Source organism: Pinibacter aurantiacus (genome assembly GCF_019130065.1).
Taxonomy (GTDB): domain Bacteria; phylum Bacteroidota; class Bacteroidia; order Chitinophagales; family Chitinophagaceae; genus Pinibacter; species Pinibacter aurantiacus.
In genome coordinates this window covers 309,710-328,195 of record NZ_JAHSPG010000015.1, presented here as the reverse complement: position 1 = coordinate 328,195, position 18,486 = coordinate 309,710, and the positions used below count along the sequence as shown (strand labels likewise).

Sequence of the window (18,486 nt, the reverse complement as noted above, 5' to 3'; positions counted from 1 at the left end):
AATCCTCGGCAGACTATTTAAAAAATAATAATTCACCGGATGAAAAAAATACTGTTGCTACCACTAGGCTTGTTCGTATGCTTGTGTACCATGGCCCAAAACCAACCTACACAGCCCGCAAAGTCAAGCGCAAAGGCAAACAAAAAAGCAAAGGAAAACAGTAAGGCGAGACTGCACGAAGAAGATGAAATTATTTTTAATAAACATAGCGCCTTCGGTATAAAGCTAGCTACCGATGGCTACGGGATCTCTTTCGAAAAAGGCAAATACAAAACGCCGCGCAAAACGACTCTTTTACAATTTGAGTTTAACGAGAAAAAGCATCCGAAGGAAGAAAAACAATCCATCGGTGTCGATGCATTCGGTCAGTTGAACCAGGCGATCTATGGCAAAGTCAATAATTTTTATCAGTTCAAAATAGGCATGGGCCAGCAATATCTTATTGGTGGGAAAGGAAATAAGAACGGTGTTGCCGTTACTGCAATTGGTGCCGGCGGTATTTCTGCCGGGTTGATGAAACCTTACTACCTCGACGTTGTGGACGCTACAACCAGGCAAACAGTAAGCGTGCCATCAAAAGATTTTTACATGGACTCAACAGGAGTGTATGAAAACGTGGTGCTTGGAAGTTCCGGACCTTTCAAAGGCTGGGGCAAAATGAAATTTGCTCCCGGTTTACATGCGAAAGCTGCCTTGCGCTTTGACTACGCAAAATTCAATCCAACCATAGCCGCTATCGAAGCTGGTGTAAATGCAGAATATTATTTTACAGGTGTAGAACAGATGCTGCTGGTAACGGAAAAGAAGTTCTTTTTCAACGCTTATTTAACAATACTGTTTGGAAGGCGCAAGTAACGTATTTTTGCAGAATGAATTTTTTCCGCAAGATGGGGATAATGATTCATCGATCGATTGTTTGTTGTATTAAGTTATTGAATTAGAATTAATTAATCCCGGTCGAATGTCGGGAGATCATGGAAAAAGGAAAAAGGAAAAAGCTATGCAGGAATTACCTATCGTCTCAAATATAGTTGAAACTGAATCTAAGATTAAAAAACCCAATTGGCTGCGCGTAAAACTTCCCACCGGAGAAAGCTACAAACATGTACGCGGCCTTGTAGATACCCACAAACTTCATACGATCTGCGAAAGCGGAAATTGCCCTAACATGGGTGAATGCTGGGGAGAAGGAACTGCTACCTTTATGATTTTGGGTAACGTTTGTACCCGTAGCTGTGGATTTTGCGCCGTAGCAACCGGTCGCCCCGATCCGATTGACTGGGACGAACCACAACGCGTGGCAGAAGCGATTCACCTGATGAAAGTAAAACATGCCGTTATTACTTCCGTTGACAGAGACGAAGTAAAAGATGGTGGTTCTATCATTTGGTACAATACCATCAAAGCCGTGAAATCTTTGAACCCGGATACCACGCTCGAAACTTTGATCCCGGATTTTAAAGGAGAAAAAGAGAACATTCAACGCATTATTGAAGCTGCTCCTGAAGTGGTTTCTCACAATATTGAAACAGTTGAGCGCCTAACCCGCAAAGTGCGTATACAAGCCAAATACTGGCGCAGCATGGAAGTACTGCGCACACTGAAAGAAGGTGGTATGCGTACCAAAAGCGGCATCATGCTAGGGTTAGGCGAAACTAAAGAGGAAGTTATTCAAACAATAAAAGACCTTGCTGAAAGCAAAGTGGATGTTATTACAATTGGCCAGTATTTGCAGCCAACTAAAAAACATTTGCCGGTTCAGCGTTTTGTCCATCCTGACGAATTCAAAGAGTACAGGGAAATTGGTTACGAACTGGGCATTGACTATGTAGAAAGTGGTCCGTTGGTTCGTTCAAGTTATCATAGCGAAAAACACATTGTTCCTGGCTATGGCAGACAAAAATGGGAAGAAGAAAAAGCTATGCTGATCGCATAAGAACATATGATTTTCATCAAAGAAGCCGCAAAATGTTTTGCGGCTTCTTTATTTATTGCCAAGGCAGTCACCGTTTTACGCTTTATTTATTTAATAATGTTCAAATAGTAGTTTGGCGATATTGTTTTAATAACCAATACATTTTATTTTGCTACTGCTAAAACCGGTTTAGTAACCCCTGACTGCAAAGACCCTTACTCGTCGAAACAGATTTGTTTTTCTTCCCGGAAAAACTAAAATCTTCCCGCCTGTAAATACTCTTGCACAACAGTAAAGAGCTAAATGCGTTAAATAGCAGACCAATTTTCGAACATCGTAAACCTTTAGACCAGTGAACTTACTGAATACCGCTTTAAAGAAAACGGCTTTTCTTTCCCTGAGCTGTTTACCACTTATATCTTTTTGCCAGGATTACCCTAAAATGGCGAAGGACTTGCAACAACAATTCAAAGACGATAAAGCATATGTGCTTAACACGGCTACAACCTACGAGTTTTCGAAGGACAGTAAAGCCGGTGCGAAAGTGGAGATATCAGGCGATGAGGATCTGCTGTCGTTGCGATACAATGATGGAATAAGTCTTTTGCAGGTTTATGATGGTAACTCGAAAATTGAGAAATTTTACGCAGAAAGTAACCTGCATCAAAAAGCACCGGACGATAAAAAAGTTTGTGGCACCTACACCAGTGATGGGTTGTTTTTCGACGACAGCAAGTTCTGCGGTCACCAGCTAAGATTAAAAGAAGTAGGAGAGGTTTGGCACACACATTTTGAAAAGAAGATCTACGACGCAAAATATTTGAGCACCATTTTTTTCCCATCTTCCTATCCAACAGCAGAAAAAAAGATAAAACTGGTTATACCCAAAGAGCTGGACATAGAGATCAAAGAATTCAATTTCGATGGCTATTCCATAAAGAAGTCGGAAACGGCCGATGGCAGCGACAAGGTTATTGAATACACCGCTACAAAGTTGAAAGGAATGAAAACGGAGCGGGCGGAACGCGGCATGCAATATACTTATCCGCATTTGCTCATACTTCCAAAATCTGCCAACGTTTCGGGAAAGCAAATGATGATCCTGTCTTCCAATGCAGATCTGTACAATTGGTACAGCGGCCTTGCAAGTCAGTTGCAGCCCAACAGGCAAGCCCTTCAATCGACCGTTAATCAACTTACAAAAGATAAAAAAACAGACGAAGAAAAAGTAAAGGCGATTTATTACTGGGTACAGGACAACATCCGCTACATCGCTTTTGAAGATGGCGTTGCTGCGTTCAAACCCGATGAGGCGCAGCATGTATTTGAAAAAAAATACGGCGATTGTAAAGGCATGGCAAACCTTACCAAAGAAATGCTGAAAGCAGCCGGTTTCGATGCCAGGCTAACATGGATAGGTACACGCCACATCATGTATGAGTCAATTCCTACGTTAGCAGCTAATAATCACATGATCTGTACATTGATCCTGAACGGCAAAAAATATTTCCTTGATGGAACGGAAAAATATGTTCCGTTTGGTGAAAACGCTTTGCGCATACAGGGACGCCCTGCGATGATTGAGGATGGAAATAAATTTATCCTTGAAAAAATTCCAGTTGCTGATAGCGATGCAGATGTGAGGAACGTTACCGCAACCATCAATGGCGAAGCGCTGGAAGGGAAATGCACAGTGACATTAAAAGGAGAATCCAAAAAGAATTTCCTCTATCAATACCACTACACTAAGAACGACGACAAATCGGAATGGGTAAACAGTTTTGCCTCTGACGGCAATGACAAGATCAAAATAACCAACTTGAAATTGCCGAACCTGGATCAAAGAGAAGGTATGCTGTCATTTGACTGTAACTATTCTTATCCCGGCGCTGTAAGTTCATTTAACAACGAATGCTATGTTGATCTTGATCCTTCAAAAAGTTTTCAAAGCTGGGTAATCAAAGACGACAGGCAAAGTGATGTTGACTTTGAAGAAAGAATACACGAGAAAATAACAGTAACATTAGCGGTGCCACAGGGTTATAAAGTGGCAACTCTTCCGGATAACATCAACATTAAAGAACCTGAATTTTCTTTCAATGTTCAATACAAACAGGAAGGCGACAAAGTGATCTACACAAAAGAACTGAACATACCAGAAGGCGTTATTCAAAAGAAGAATTTCTCCAAATGGAACAACGCCGTTAAAGAACTGATTAAATCTTACGATAACCAAATAGTCCTTAAAAAATAACTTCTATGAAGAAAGTATTGCTTACGTTGGGTTGTAACGTGATGTTAAGCTGTGCCCTTTTTTCCCAGACCGAAAAAAAGGTGAAAGAACAAATGTGGGATGAGGCTCCCGCAGAGTTTAAAATAACCAAAGTACCGGAAAAATGGAAAAATGAATCGGCTGTTTTGATCGCTGTTTTAAGAGAGCATTCATGGGAAACGGCAAAGGCGGGTTATCATGAAACTTTCAATTCTCACTATCGCATTAAGCTACAGGATAAAGCTGCTGTGCAGGAATTTTCCGAAATGTCTTTTAACAACAACACGGTTAAAACAAATTTGTTTGGGAAAGCCCTGCGTTACAGGATTTTGGGCATCAAAGTAATTAAGGCCAATGGCACTGAAAAAGAGATTGATCTGAAGGACGCTGTTAAAGAAGATGCGGGTAGCAACAAGGAATTAAAAATTCCTATTCCCAATCTTGAACCAGGTGACATCATTGATTATTTCGCCGCGCTCAAAGACGATAACAGTTCTTCGGTAAGTGATGAAGAATTGCTGGAAATGAAATACCCGGTAATAAAACAAACATTGCGTTTTAACCTGTATGACAAATTGGAGCTTACTTACAAAAGCTTCAATGGTGCACCTGAATTCCAGAGATCATTTGGTGATGGATGTGTAGTATATACGTTGGAAGATAACATGCGTGAAAAATCTCCAGATCTGCTGTGGGACTATGATTACAGAACAGCGCCAAACTTCAGGTACCGCATCAAAAGCAGGCAGGTATCGCCTGATGCAAAAACATTGGCTGTAAATACACTGAACGATATAAGCAGATTTCCCGGAATTGACATCGGCGTGGTTGTCGATTACATGAAAGGAAATTTCAAAGGCGAAACAGATCAGAAAAAGATTACGTATGAGTTGTATAATCTTCTCCGCAATCCTCTTTACCTGAAAGCTTATTTCGGCATTCAGCAGGGAAATCCTTTGCGACTGGACAATTTGCCAATGGAATTCTTCCTGGTGATGAGTCAATGCCTTGATAAATACAAGATCAGCCACGATCTTATGCTGGCGCCTTCACGCGGCTATGGGCCATTTGCCAACCTGGTAAATCTGTCGTCATGCGACATCGTGATTCGTGTAAATACAACGCCTAAAATTTACATTACCAGGCCAACACCGTTTTCTATAGCCAATGAAACCGCTTACCAATACGAAGGCACGACTGCTGCAGTAAAATATACAATAGATAATCTGGATACTGTTGGAACCTCTTCAATGGAGCAAAACGTCACCAATATGCAGATAAAAGTTTCATTGGACGATGCGGATAAAACGAAGATCAACGTTCAAAGAAATATCGTTGCAAAGGGGCATACAAAAGAGTATCACCAGGGATTGGTGGTTACTAACTATGACTATCTTAAAGCCTACGATTTGCCTAAGTACCAGGTAGAAAGATCTCGTTTGATGGGCGGCATCATTAAAGATTATAACAAAGAAAAAGATAAATACGAACAGCGACTTACGACAGATTACAACGACAGAGACAAGCGTATAAAGGATGAGATAGAATCTGAAATGGATGTGAAGATTTCCAACTTCAAGCTCAATCTGAAAAGCATTGGCATGTGGGAAACGCAGCCAACCACAGAGTACTCTGAAAATTTTACAATAGAAAACCTGACAAAAAAAGCGGGGCCAAATACAATCATCGAACTTGGAAAGGTGATCGAAAAACAATTGGAAATTAAAGATGATCAATTGAAAAGAACGAGAGATATCTATATGGCTTATCCAAGAACTTTTTCCAACGACATTGTATTTGCAATTCCTGATGGCTATACAGTAGAAGGTGTTGAGAACTTCAATATCAAATCCGAAAACGGATCAGGGGCATTTGTTTCAACCGCCAAAATAGACGGGAAAAATCTTGTGATACACACAACAAAATATTACATCAACAACTTTTATCCTGCATCAGATTGGAATAAAATAACAGCGTTTACAAAATCGGCGCAGGGGTTTTATAATGCCAAAATACTGTTGAAGAAAAATTAATAATTAGGAATTAAAAATTAATAAGGCCGCATTCGTGATTGAATGCGGCCTTGTCGTTATTTGAACAGAGTTGAGTTTAATTTTTATTTCGCAGCTACACCTATTAATTATTCATTATTAATTATTAATTAAAAACGCTTCCGCATTTTTCCTATCCTCCGCCAACTGTCCCTTCAACGCATCAAGCCCCGCAAACTTTTGTTCATGGCGAAGAAACTGATGAACGAAGACACGCAGCGTTTGCCCATAAATATCTTCGTTGAAATCAAAAATATTTACCTCGATCACTCTGTTGGTGCCATTGATAGTGGGGCGGATGCCGATATTCATCATGCCGTGGTACGCATGAATGGTTGAATGTTCAATTATCACACTAACTGCATATACCCCGTTTCCCGGAATAAGCTTTTCCTCATTTAAAATTTGAAGATTGGCAGTTGGAAAGCCGATTGTGCGGCCAAGTTTATTTCCTTCAATAACCTTTCCTTCAAAAGAATAGGTATATCCAAGTAGTGAATTTGCTTCGTTGATTTTTCCCGCTTTCAAATCATGGCGAATGCGTGTAGAGCTCACTGTTACCTCATTTAAAAGATGTTCAGGAATTTCAATCAAACGAAAGCCCAGCTCCGGAGCGTATTTTTCAAGCAGATGATAATCACCGCTTCTGTTCTTTCCAAACTTGTGGTCGTAACCGATGATCAGTGTATGCGGTTTGAATTTTTGCCAAAGAAAATGCTCGATATATTCTGTAGCCGTCTGGTTTGCAAATGCTTCTGTAAAAGGAATGATTACGACGTGGTGAATGCCTTGTTTTTCAAGCAGCGCAATTTTTTCTTCGGGGGTGTTTAAAAGATAAACCGGGTCCGCATTTGTTGTCACCACTTTTTTTGGATGGGGGTGAAATGTGATCACAACCGTTTCGCCGTCAACAAGTTTTGCCTCTTGTTTCAGCTGGTTAAGTATTTTTTGATGCCCGATGTGTACGCCGTCAAATGTGCCTATAGTAACAACCGCATTCCTGAATGATGGAAGCGATTCGATATTTGTATGAACCTGCATAATTGCGAACGAAGTTAATACTAAATCAGTTAGAGTGATTTGTGCAAGCTTTTCATGTTGCAATTGAAAATCAGTGACCTTTAAAAACTTTACTATTTTTTAAAGTATTTAAGACAGCTTTTTAGGTTAGTTTTTTGTCATTATTGGAATAATATTTAGATTGTAGTCGTAAACATGACCCTGACGCGTAAATATCATTTTGTGGCCGTCCTTTTTTTAGGTGCTCTCCTTTCCGTAACCAGCGCTCGTGCGCAGGAGACAAAGGACACGCTGGGAAGTGTCAAGCATCCTGAACTTGGCCCGAATGATACGATACCGGTTCCCGCTAAAATCGCCGACGGCGAACTTTATCCCGCAAACACGCTCGAATGGACCTGGGTACAGGCTCCAATGCCACCTGAAATGCGCAAACGCCTTGAGGCATGGACAAGATTGCGCAACGCTGTGTATGTCACTTATCCATACGCGAGAAGAGCGGGCATCATCCTTAACGACATCAATAACAAAGTTGCCAAAATGGATGAAAGCCAACGCAAAAAGTATATTCAATCAAGGGAAAAGGAACTCAGGAAAGATTTTACTGAGCCGCTCACCAATCTTTCCGTTTACCAGGGAAAAGTGTTGATGAAGCTGATCAACCGTCAAACCGGCAACAACTGCTACGACATCATCAAAGAATATAAAGGTGGTTTTACCGCACGCGTTTACCAAACCGTTGCCTTCTTCTTCAATAGCAGCTTAAAGCAACCCTACGACGCCTCCGGCGACGACAAACAGATTGAAAGCATCGTGCTGGAAGTAGAAAGAATGTATCCAAAAATGTAGGGGCGAATCGCATTCACCCTGCACTCCAAGATTGTAATACAAAAAGTTAAGACCGATTTTGAACTAAGCATTTGTATTTCAATTAAACATCCTTGCGTCGCACTCTTCAACTGAAGTAATACTATTGAACATAAAACATTTTTGCGCAAAAAGCAATCTCTTTGCGTCCTTTGCTTCTTTGCGCCTTTGCGTGAATTGTCTCTGCTCCTCTGCGTGAAACAAAAAGCTTCGCGTGAAAATTGTACCTTTGCACTACTTTTTTAATCTAGATTAGAATTAATTCCGCATGAAATTTGAAGTTGGCGACAAAGTATTGGTAAAGCTTACCAACGAAGAAGGAGAGGTGATTGATATTATTAACGACACAATGGTTATGGTTGAAATAAAAGGCGTGAAATTTCCCGCTTATAACGACCAGCTTGATTACCCATACTTTAAAAGATTTACAGAAAAAAAACTGGTAACACCACCGGCAAAAAAGCCGAAACAATATATAGACCAGGTGCCCAAGGAAAAACCGAAAGCCATCGGCAAAAAAGTTTCCAATGGTGTTTGGTTAAGCTTCCTGCCAAAATTTGAAACAGACGAATTTGGAGATGAAGTAGTAGAACTTTTCAAAATACACCTCATCAATCAAACCGAAACCGGTTACAACTTCGAATATAAAGTCAATTATTTCGGCAAGTCTGAATTTGGTTTGAAAAACCAGGTGCATGCATTTGAGGATTTTTATTTGCACGATGTACCATTTTCAGACCTCAGCGACAACCCGAATTTTGAATTTGAATTCTCTTTGATCACTCCGGAAAAAGATAAGGCTTCACATTTTGAAAGCAATCTCAAACTGAAGCCCAAACAGCTTTTTACAAAGATTGAAGAACTGAAAGAGAAAGGTGAACCTACATTTTCTTATCAGCTGTTTGATGTTTATCCACAAAAAACGGTGGAACCTGACACATTTGAATTAGGTAAACTGGCTGCAAAAGGCTTCAAAGTTTACGACGCTTCCAAAGTGCGCCAAAACTTGCCGCCTGCACGCACTGTGGTCGATCTGCACATGGAAAAGATCACCGACAACTGGAAGCACATGAGCAACTTCGAAATACTGTCGTTCCAGTTAAGTGAGTTTGAAAAGTATTATGAACTTGCCTTGCAACACAGGCAGCCCAGCCTCACCGTAATACATGGTGTTGGCAGCGGCAAACTGCGTGATGAAATACACGATCTGCTAAAGCACCGCAAAGAAGTAAAATTTTTCGTTAACCAGTACCATGCGTCGTATGGTTACGGAGCCACGGAAATTTATTTTCAATACTAATCAAGAAGTAACTGAATAACTGAATAACTGAATAACTGAGTAGCTCATTTTCGATTTTGGTCGATAACTATCAACCCCTCAGTTATTCAGTCATTCAGTTATTCAGTTATTCATTCACTTCAGCCATATGAACATAACAAGTATCTTCCACACCAAATACCCCATTGTACAAGCCGGCATGATCTGGGCCAGCGGATGGCGCTTAGCCAGTGCCGTTAGTAATGCCGGAGGTTTAGGAATAATAGGCAGCGGAAGTATGTATCCCGATGTATTGCGTTATCACATTCAACAATGCAAAGCCGCAACAGACAAGCCTTTTGCAGTAAATGTACCTTTGTTATATCCTGATATTGACAAGCACATACAAACAATTATCGACGAAGGCGTAAAGATTGTTTTCACTTCTGCCGGCAATCCAAAAACCTGGACAAGCGTTTTGAAAGAGAAAGGAATTACAGTAGTGCATGTTGTAAGCAGCAGCAAGTTTGCGTTAAAGGCACAGCAGGCAGGTTGCGACGCTGTGGTAGCGGAGGGCTTTGAAGCTGGCGGCCACAACGGGAGAGAGGAAACTACTTCAATGGTGCTCATTCCTGCAGTGGTTGATGCTGTACAAATTCCTGTGATTGCCGCAGGTGGTTTTGCAACTGGCAGGCAGATGCTGGCAGCGATGGTGCTTGGCGCACAGGGCGTGCAGTTTGGAACTCGTTTCGTCGCAACACACGAAGCTTCGTCACACATTAATTTTAAGAACGCCGTTATCAATAGTGAAGAAGGAGATACATTGTTAAGCATGAAAAAATTGGCACCTGTGCGTCTTCTGCGAAACCATTTTTTTGAAGCGGTGAAGCAAGCGGAACTTTCCGGCGCGTCAGAAGAAGAAATGAAAACACTCCTTGGCCGCGGTCGCGCCAAAAGAGGCATGTTCGAAGGCGATCTTGATGAAGGCGAATTGGAAATAGGACAGGTAAGTGCTTTGGTAAAAGATATCCTGCCAGCTGCGGAAGTAGTTGAAAATATCTGGAAAGAATACAATGACTGCTTGCGCCAATTAGCACACAGATGACACTGATTGGACGGATTTACACGGATTAGTTTTCGACACTTGTTTGAATTTGCCATTATATAATAGTCTGTGAAAATCTGCTAGATAAAGTGTCTTCTGAGTGCCCCAAAAAGATCCGTGTAAATCCGTCCAATCCGTGTCATCAGTGTGCCTTCGTTCACACTCCCAGGTTCTTCAGCGCCTTTTTCATATCAATTCCTTTTTCCAACACAGGAGCAAACAAATCACCTTTCTTTTCAAGTCTTTTGAAAATATTTTTAAAATCAAACTGCGCAGGAGTCAATCCTTTCTTAACCTCTTTCCATTCCAACGGAGTAGATACAGTAGCCCCTGGCTTGGGGCGTATGCTATAAGCACATGCAAGCGTTTGTCCTCTTCTGTTTTGAAGAAAATCAACATAAATATTGTTCTTGCCACGTTTTGACAACGAACGTTCAAGCGTTGTGAAATCTGGTAATAATTCAACTGTAAGCGAAGCGATCACATGCGCGAAATCCCTCGCCTGATCATAGTTGTATTTTGCTCCAAAGGGAATATATATATGCAACCCGGATGCTCCCGACGTTTTGCAATAGCCATCAATTCCTGCTTTGTCCAGAATTTCTTTTACCGCCAATGCTGTTTCCACCACCTGGTCAAAAGTGTTTCCATCTGACGGATCAATATCGATGACGATGTAATCTGGATTTTCTGGTTTTTTAATGGTAGAGTTCCAAGGATTGATTTCAATGCTTCCAAGGTTCGCGACGTACAATAATGTCGCTTTGTTATTGCAAACAATGTAATTGATATCCTTATTGGCGGATTCAGAAAATATTTCAAATTTCTGGATCCACTTTGGTGCGCTATCGCCAACATCTTTATGGAAAAACGCCGGCTGCTCAATACCGTTTGGGTGACGCAAAAGCGATAATGGCCTGTTCTTTAAATAAGGCAAAATGTAAGAAGCGATTTTCTCATAGTAAAGGATCACATCGCCCTTCGTATATTTTTCTTTCGGCCAATAGATCTTATCCAGGTTTGTAAACTCCAAAGTATGTTTATCAACGGTGACTGTATTTTCCATAAAATGATTTTTGTTTGATCAAGGTCGATCGTACGAAATTGTTAAATATGGTACGTTCGGTGCAACAGGGCGAATGCGATTCGCCCCTACGGCAACCATTTTCAATTTTCAACTTTCAATTACCTAACTCGCTTTCTTTTTTCCACCTTCCAAACTTGCCTTTAATTGTGACATCAGATCTTTTGATTTTGAATGCACCACTTTAAGCGGACCAGGAGTAATGACTTTACCTTTTGCTTTTGCTTTGATCAGCTTCATCAGCTCGTCAGAATAAGTATCGTGGTATTTCGACATGTCGAACTTCTCCGTAAGCTGGTCGATCAGCGCCATCGCCATCTTTAACTCTGTCGCTTTAGGATTGGCTTCAGGAAGCTTCAATTCTTCTGTGGAACGTATTTCTTCCCCAAACCTCATCTTGTTCAGCACCAGCGCGTCGCCCGATACTTTGATCAACCCGATGTTTTCCTTGTTTCTCAAAACATAGGTCCCCACACCAGCCTTGCCTGATTTCTCCAAGGCGTCCCTCAAAAGGGCATAAGCTTTAGCACCCGTTTTTTCCGGCGCCAGGTAATAAGGTGACTCGTAATACATTGAATCCACCTCCGCTTGTTCCACAAACTGCAGGATCTCAATATGTTTGGTCTTTTCGGGACTGGCTTTTTGGAAATCTTCATCCGTAAGTATTACATATTTACCATCGAGGTCATAACCTTTCACAATGTTTTCCCATTTCACTTCCTTGCCGGTTTTCTCATTCACCCGCAAAAATTTAATGTGCGAATGATCCTTTTTGTCCAGCATATCAAGATCTAAAGTGCTGTCTTCCACAGCGCTGTACAATTTAACAGGGATGTTAACCAGGCCGAAGCCCAGCGATCCGGTCCAAATTGCTCTCATTGTTTGAAGTTTTTAGTTTGAGATATTTTAACGCTGAAGGCCTAACGCCTAACGCTTAACGCAGGGTGCAGCACATAGTACTGCGTTAAGCGTTAGGCATTAAGCGTAGAGCCTTAACCATCATGCTTATCCTCATTCGACGTTTTCCTCGCACCCGGAGTATTACTTGTTGTCTGCTCGTTGTATCCTTTTTTATTCGTTCTTTTGTGTAGTTCTGCCTGGTGCTTTGGGTCGCTGTTAGGTTTTTTAGGATCTGGTTTGCCCGAATGCTTATTCTGATCAGGCTGATTTATAATGGATTTCTTAGCCATGTCATTTATTTTGAACACGTTAAAAAATTGTTCCATTTTAGGGACGGAGGGCTGTGGAAAAAATTGGACAGTGAGAATATTAACTAGTTGATTAAATTTGTTTTAAGAGAAAGATATTTTTCCAAAAATATCCCTTACCTTTGCAAACTCTTTAAAAGGGCATTCATGAGTCATCGTAGGGAATTTGATATCGCATTTGTGGGTTTAAAGCCAGGTGTTCATGAATATAACTATGAAATTAAAGATAAATTCTTTGAAGCGTACCAGGCGCAGGATTTTTCAAATGTAGACGCCACTGTAAAGTTAAGTCTTGATAAGAAGACAGGCTTTATGTTGTTGAAGTTTGAAATTGGCGGCAAACTGGAAGTAGTTTGCGACCGTTGTGGAAATCCGCTCCCATTTAATTTGTGGGACGAATTTAACATAGTCGTGAAACTGGTGGAAAACCCGGAGGAAATGAACGAACAAGAGGAAGATCCCGATGTTTATTATATTTCCAGAACCGAGAGCCATTTACATGTATCTGATTGGATCTATGAGTTTATTAACCTTAGTATCCCGATGCAGAAAATGTGCAGTGAAGATGAAATGGGCGGACCCAAATGCAATAAAGAGGTTCTTGATATGTTGAAAAAGATGGACACGGGGAACAACGAAACCCAAAACCCCATCTGGAAAGGGTTAGAGAAATTTAAAGATTTAGATAATTGATTATTTGTATTATAAATTGTTGAGTTATGCCAAATCCCAAACGACGTCATTCACAGCAACGTTCTGCTAAAAGAAGAACACACTACAAAGCTGAAACAACAACTTTGAGTGTAGACAGCACAACTGGTGAAACACACGTACGTCATCGTGCACACGTGAGCGAAGGTAAATTGTTTTACAAAGGTAAATTGGTAGCTGAAAAAGCACCCATCAAGAAATAGTCCTTAGTTAATAGATTTATTTAATAGCTTGGCCGGAGATGAACATTGGATTAGACATAATGGGTGGAGACTTTGCACCGCTTGAAGCTGTGAAGGGCCTTCATCTATTCATGAATGAACATGTTTCTCCGGCTAATTTTGTGCTTTTCGGTGACGAAGAGAAAGTTCGACCCCTTTTGGAACAGTTCAATGTGAATGCTCCAAATATTTCCGTGGTGCACGCTCCTCAGGTAATTGAGATGAACGAGCACCCCACAAAAGCGCTAAAGGAAAAACAACAGTCTTCTATAGCTGTCGGTTTTTATGCTTTGGCAAAAGGAAAGATCGATGCCTTTATCAGTGCAGGCAACACCGGTGCAATGCTGGTAGGAGCCATGTACAGCATTAAAGCTATTGAAGGTATTTTACGCCCCACTATTTCTACAATTATTCCAAAACAAGATGGCACCGCTGGTTTATTGTTAGATGTAGGCCTCAATGCAGATTGCAAGCCGGAACATCTGAACCAATTTGCTATTCTTGGCTCGCTTTATTCCAAATACATTTTAGGCATTGAAAATCCTAAAGTGGGATTGGTAAACATAGGTGAAGAAGAAGGAAAAGGTAATATTCTTGCGCAGGGTACTTATCCTTTGCTTAAGGAAAATAACCAGATCAACTTCGTTGGAAACATAGAGGGCCGGGACATTTTCATTGACAAAGCAGACGTAATGGTTTGCGAAGGGTTCACAGGAAATGTGATCCTCAAAATGGCTGAATCTTTTTACGAGATCACCCATCAAAAAGGCATTCGCCACGAATACCTTGAACAATTCAACTTCGAAAATTACGGAGGAACGCCCGTTCTTGGGGTTTCCAAACCTGTAATTATCGGCCACGGCATTTCCCACGCTAAGGCTTTCATGAACATGATCAAACTTGCTGCAAAAATGATCGACTCAAAATTCCTGGATAAAATGCAGGAAAGCTTTAAGAGTTAAGAGAAGTCACGCCGATGACGCAGATTGTCATGATTTTCCCTGATTTTTATAGGTTAATCTTTCGTTTGTTTACTGCTTCCAGTCTTCAACGGAGTTTGTTTATCGTCCTGGCTTAATTATTAGGTTCAGAGTTTTGATTTTTTAATTTTCATTTTGAGTTTCGACTTCTCAAATCATAACATATCTTCACGATCATCAAAATCTGCCTGCCCGACTAAAGCCATTCAGGCGGGCGCTCCTTAAAATCATCGCTTGAAAACAATTTTCACCTACATAAAGTATTCCTTTTCCATTATTGATAAGCGCATATTGTTATGCGTTATTCCAGTTGTAGCGTTGCTTATCACATTGAATTACACTTATCATATAGAAACGGAAGTTATTTACGGTTATAGAGGGGTAAAGCAATTTTTTGGTTTTTATTTTATCTATTTAACAGCATTCATCATTCCTTATCTGATTATTTTTCTTTTCAAAAAAGAACTGCTCACAAAAGATAAATTGTTTTGGGTGTTGGTCTTTGTCGCTCCCGCAATATTTGCTGTCAAGGTAAGCGCAAGCGGCTGGAAAGCCTTGCTTAATGAGGTTTTGGCGTCTCCATGGTCGCAGTATGTGGGTGTTATCGTTGACCTGCCACTTCGGTTATGCATTACAGTTTGTTTGTTGTGGTTAGCAAGAAAAATATGGCAAAACGATGAAAGCTTTTGGGGCTTCACAACAAAAGGATTTGTATGGCAACCCTATGCCGTTATGCTCTTGTGCATGATTCCACTGATAACCTTTGCTTCTACGCAGCACGATTTTTTGCAGGCCTATCCCAAAATGAAAAACATCTATTTCATCGATGAACATACTTCAAACAACTGGGTTTATCATTTGCTGTATGAGATTTCTTACGGACTGGACTTTGTAAGTATTGAGCTTTTTTTTCGGGGCTTTTTAGTGATAGCATTTGCGCGATACGTCGGTCCAGATGCTATTTTGCCAATGGCCGCATTTTATTGCAGCATACATTTTGGTAAACCTTTGCTGGAATGTATTTCGAGTTTCTTCGGCGGATTTTTATTGGGCTGTATCACCTACAGAACCCGCTCCATTCTCGGTGGTTTAATGGTGCATCTTGGCATTGCGTGGATGATGGAAGTAGGAGGATATTTGGGGAATCTTTTTGGACATTAATAACACTTCAGTCGATGTACGATGTACGATGTACGAATGTCATCTGGTCGTAACATCCTAACGAATATTTGGGAATGGTTTTTTAGCAAATCCCTCAAAGTTTTCCCATGAAAAGCACATTGTTTCTAATTGCCTGTTTTGCAATTGTTTCCTGCAACAACAATGGTTCAAAATCACCTGTTACTGAGGGACGTGCAGATAGTGTGACACAGGAACGGATAGAAAAACACACGGACGATACGGCTTCTTCGCCTGCCAAATCTCCGGAAAGCGGTGCGGTCCAAACTGATTCCGTATTAAATCTGGAACTACCACAAAATGGGGATAGTTTGACAGTTAGAATCCTTAAGAAATCTGCGCCGGTTTCCTGTAATTTCCAGGTTAGAAATAAGGGCGTTTTATCCGCCAGGATCATAACTCCGGCTGGCAAAGGCAATATCCGGTTCAACCAGATATTTATGCCGGACAAATCCTCTGATGGGCCGTTTGGAAAGGAGCTTAATTATGATATTAAGAGAACAGGACTTTACAAATTGATAATAGGAGAGGATTTAATGGCGGAGAAACCTTACAAAGGTGAGTTTACGCTGGAAATTAAAGCAAGTAAAAAGTAAGAATTCAAAAGTCAAAAAGATAACGTATTGATTATACATATGTTATTGCAAACTAGATATCCTTTGCGGTCTTTGCTTCTTTGCGCCTTCGCGTGAAATTGTAAAGGTAGAACGTTAACGTTTTTGACTTTTTACTTTTGCCTTTTTACTTTTTCTCCTGCCTGTATTATCGTACCTTTGCAACTCGAAAAATTTAGCAATTACATGATTACGGTTAATAATGTTTCTCTATCATTTGGAAAAAGGGTATTGTTTGACGAAGTGAATTTAACGTTTAACAAAGGCAACTGTTATGGCGTTATCGGAGCGAACGGTGCAGGTAAGTCTACTTTTTTAAAGATCTTATCTGGTGAAATAGAACCAAGTAAAGGTTCTGTAAGCATTACTCCCGGTGAGCGTATGGCCGTGTTGAAACAAAACCACTTTGAATTTGACGAAATTACTGTGTTGAATACGGTGTTAATGGGCCACAAAAAAATGTGGGAAGTATCACAGGAACGTGACGCTATTTACGCCAAAGAGGATTTCACCGAAGAAGACGGTATCCGTGCGGGTGAATTGGAAGGTGAGTTTGGCGAAATGGGCGGTTACACTGCAGAAAGCGATGCGGGAAGTTTGCTAAGCGAGTTGGGTGTGAAAGAAGAATATCACGGCTCTTTGATGAAAGATGTAAGTGGTAGTTTGAAAGTGCGTGTATTGTTAGCACAGGCACTGTTTGGAAATCCTGATGCACTAATCCTGGATGAGCCTACGAACCACCTTGACGTAGAAACAATCAGCTGGTTGGAAAACTTCCTGGCAGAGTACGAAAACATTGTAATTGTTGTATCGCACGACCGTCACTTTTTGGATGCGGTTTGTACCCACGTAGCAGACGTTGATCGTCAGAAAATTAAAATCTACACTGGTAACTATACATTCTGGTATGAGTCAAGCCAATTGGCTGCACGTCAAATGACTGACAAGAACAAGAAGATGGAAGAAAAGCGTAAAGACTTGCTTGACTTCATTGCGCGATTCAGTGCGAACGCTTCTAAAAGTAAACAAGCTACCAGCCGTAAGAAAGCATTGGAGAAATTGGTTATTGAAGATATCGAGCCGTCTAACCGTAAATATCCTGGTATCATTTTCAAACAGGATAGGGAAGTTGGTAACCAGATTCTGAACGTTGAAAAATTAACGAAGAAAGCTGATGACGGACGTATTCTTTTCAAAGACATTAGTTTCTCTGTAAGCAAAAATGATAAGATCGCTTTCTTCTCGAAAGATCCTTTGGCATTGACTTCTTTCTTTGAGATCATTGACAATAAAGCGCAAGCAGACGGTGGTAAATTTGAGTGGGGTACAACCATCACTGCCGCTTATTTGCCTAACGACAACAGTGAGTTTTTTGAGAATAGCAAAGACCTTAACCTGATGGATTGGTTGCGTCAATATGTGCCGCCAACGGTTACGGACGTGGATGAACCATTCCTTCGCGGATTCCTTGGAAAGATGTTGTTCAGCGGAGATGAGATCATGAAGAAAGTAGGAGTATTGAGTGGGGGTGAAAAAGTACGTTGCATGGTGAGCCGTATGATGCTGCAAAACCCTAACGTAGTTGTTCTTGATGAGCCTACGAACCACCTTGACCTGGAAAGCATTCAAAGCTTCAACGAAAGCATGACGACATTTAAAGGCGTAGTGTTGTTGACATCTCATGACCATACGTTCATGCAGTCCGTGGCAAATCGTGTAATAGAAATTACACCGAGCGGTGCTCTCGACAGGTTGATGACATTTGACGAATATCTTGAAGACGACAGAGTAAAACAATTGCGTGCAGAAATGTATGGCGATAAAGTTTTAGCATAAGATAGTTTTAGATTTTTTTGAACGCCCGTCTGATTAAATTCAGCCGGGCTTCTTTTTTGGAGGGAGCACACAGATGACGCTGAATGGACTGATTTACGCTGATTTGTTTTCGCTGGAGTTTGCGATTATGTTACAAACTTTTGAATTTTGATTTTTTACTTTTGACTT

Annotated in this window: 17 protein-coding genes; 13 read left to right on the top strand and 4 right to left on the bottom strand. The window is 40.8% G+C overall.

Annotation, left to right across the window (positions count from 1 at the left end):
• Positions 1-39 precede the first annotated feature (39 nt).
• The 4 genes from KTO63_RS19835 (at position 40) to KTO63_RS19820 (ending at position 6,220) form a co-directional block, all read left to right on the top strand.
• Positions 40-855 (top strand): hypothetical protein, encoded by an 816-nt coding sequence (locus tag KTO63_RS19835; RefSeq protein ID WP_217793576.1) that lies wholly within the window; start codon positions 40-42, stop codon positions 853-855.
• A gap of 106 nt (positions 856-961) precedes the next feature.
• A complete protein-coding gene (gene lipA / locus KTO63_RS19830; RefSeq protein ID WP_262902012.1) occupies positions 962-1,936 on the top strand; it encodes a lipoyl synthase in 975 nt (324 codons plus the stop codon).
• Positions 1,937-2,267: 331 nt separating this feature from the next.
• On the top strand, positions 2,268-4,169 hold the full coding sequence (locus KTO63_RS19825; protein WP_217793573.1) for a transglutaminase-like domain-containing protein: 1,902 nt from the start codon (positions 2,268-2,270) through the stop codon (positions 4,167-4,169).
• A gap of 5 nt (positions 4,170-4,174) precedes the next feature.
• Positions 4,175-6,220 carry a DUF3857 domain-containing protein gene (locus KTO63_RS19820; RefSeq protein WP_217793571.1) on the top strand — a complete coding sequence of 682 codons (2,046 nt, stop codon included), beginning with the start codon at positions 4,175-4,177 and terminating at the stop codon, positions 6,218-6,220.
• Positions 6,221-6,337: 117 nt separating this feature from the next.
• Here the strand turns inward: KTO63_RS19820 and KTO63_RS19815 are convergent, their stop codons facing one another.
• Positions 6,338-7,279, bottom strand: coding sequence for a bifunctional riboflavin kinase/FAD synthetase (locus KTO63_RS19815; protein ID WP_217793569.1), 942 nt, complete (start codon positions 7,277-7,279; stop codon positions 6,338-6,340).
• Between the two features lie 201 nt (positions 7,280-7,480).
• Between KTO63_RS19815 and KTO63_RS19810 the strand changes: the two genes are divergently transcribed.
• The 3 genes from KTO63_RS19810 (at position 7,481) to KTO63_RS19800 (ending at position 10,485) form a co-directional block, all read left to right on the top strand.
• Positions 7,481-8,104: a DUF4294 domain-containing protein gene (locus KTO63_RS19810; RefSeq protein WP_317195786.1), complete on the top strand. Its 624-nt coding sequence runs from the start codon at positions 7,481-7,483 to the stop codon at positions 8,102-8,104.
• Positions 8,105-8,390: 286 nt separating this feature from the next.
• The gene (locus KTO63_RS19805) at positions 8,391-9,422 is read left to right on the top strand and encodes a Smr/MutS family protein (protein WP_217793565.1); all 1,032 of its coding nucleotides are present in this window, start codon (positions 8,391-8,393) and stop codon (positions 9,420-9,422) included.
• Between the two features lie 127 nt (positions 9,423-9,549).
• A complete protein-coding gene (locus KTO63_RS19800; RefSeq protein ID WP_217793563.1) occupies positions 9,550-10,485 on the top strand; it encodes an NAD(P)H-dependent flavin oxidoreductase in 936 nt (311 codons plus the stop codon).
• Between the two features lie 157 nt (positions 10,486-10,642).
• On the opposite strand, the gene ligD is transcribed toward KTO63_RS19800, so the two are convergent.
• The 3 genes from ligD to KTO63_RS19785 all read right to left on the bottom strand — a co-directional run bounded on the left by ligD (position 10,643) and on the right by KTO63_RS19785 (position 12,759).
• Positions 10,643-11,551 (bottom strand): non-homologous end-joining DNA ligase, encoded by a 909-nt coding sequence (ligD, locus tag KTO63_RS19795; RefSeq protein ID WP_217793561.1) that lies wholly within the window; start codon positions 11,549-11,551, stop codon positions 10,643-10,645.
• 123 nt (positions 11,552-11,674) lie between these two features.
• Positions 11,675-12,448: a non-homologous end joining protein Ku gene (gene ku, locus KTO63_RS19790; protein WP_217793560.1), complete on the bottom strand. Its 774-nt coding sequence runs from the start codon at positions 12,446-12,448 to the stop codon at positions 11,675-11,677.
• A gap of 113 nt (positions 12,449-12,561) precedes the next feature.
• The gene (locus KTO63_RS19785) at positions 12,562-12,759 is read right to left on the bottom strand and encodes a hypothetical protein (RefSeq protein ID WP_217793558.1); all 198 of its coding nucleotides are present in this window, start codon (positions 12,757-12,759) and stop codon (positions 12,562-12,564) included.
• A 165-nt stretch (positions 12,760-12,924) separates the two neighbouring features.
• Between KTO63_RS19785 and KTO63_RS19780 the strand changes: the two genes are divergently transcribed.
• From KTO63_RS19780 to KTO63_RS19755, 6 genes are all read left to right on the top strand, one after another.
• The gene (locus KTO63_RS19780) at positions 12,925-13,470 is read left to right on the top strand and encodes a YceD family protein (protein ID WP_217793557.1); all 546 of its coding nucleotides are present in this window, start codon (positions 12,925-12,927) and stop codon (positions 13,468-13,470) included.
• A gap of 26 nt (positions 13,471-13,496) precedes the next feature.
• Positions 13,497-13,691, top strand: coding sequence for a 50S ribosomal protein L32 (gene rpmF / locus KTO63_RS19775; protein WP_217793555.1), 195 nt, complete (start codon positions 13,497-13,499; stop codon positions 13,689-13,691).
• A 38-nt stretch (positions 13,692-13,729) separates the two neighbouring features.
• Positions 13,730-14,671 (top strand): phosphate acyltransferase PlsX, encoded by a 942-nt coding sequence (gene plsX / locus KTO63_RS19770; RefSeq protein WP_217793554.1) that lies wholly within the window; start codon positions 13,730-13,732, stop codon positions 14,669-14,671.
• Between the two features lie 252 nt (positions 14,672-14,923).
• Complete coding sequence (locus tag KTO63_RS19765; RefSeq protein WP_217793552.1) at positions 14,924-15,850, top strand: CPBP family intramembrane glutamic endopeptidase; 927 nt, start codon at positions 14,924-14,926, stop codon at positions 15,848-15,850.
• A 107-nt stretch (positions 15,851-15,957) separates the two neighbouring features.
• The gene (locus KTO63_RS19760) at positions 15,958-16,464 is read left to right on the top strand and encodes a hypothetical protein (protein ID WP_217793550.1); all 507 of its coding nucleotides are present in this window, start codon (positions 15,958-15,960) and stop codon (positions 16,462-16,464) included.
• Between the two features lie 204 nt (positions 16,465-16,668).
• Positions 16,669-18,318, top strand: a complete 1,650-nt coding sequence (locus KTO63_RS19755; protein ID WP_217793548.1) for an ABC-F family ATP-binding cassette domain-containing protein — start codon at positions 16,669-16,671, stop codon at positions 18,316-18,318.
• Positions 18,319-18,486: the final 168 nt, after the last annotated feature.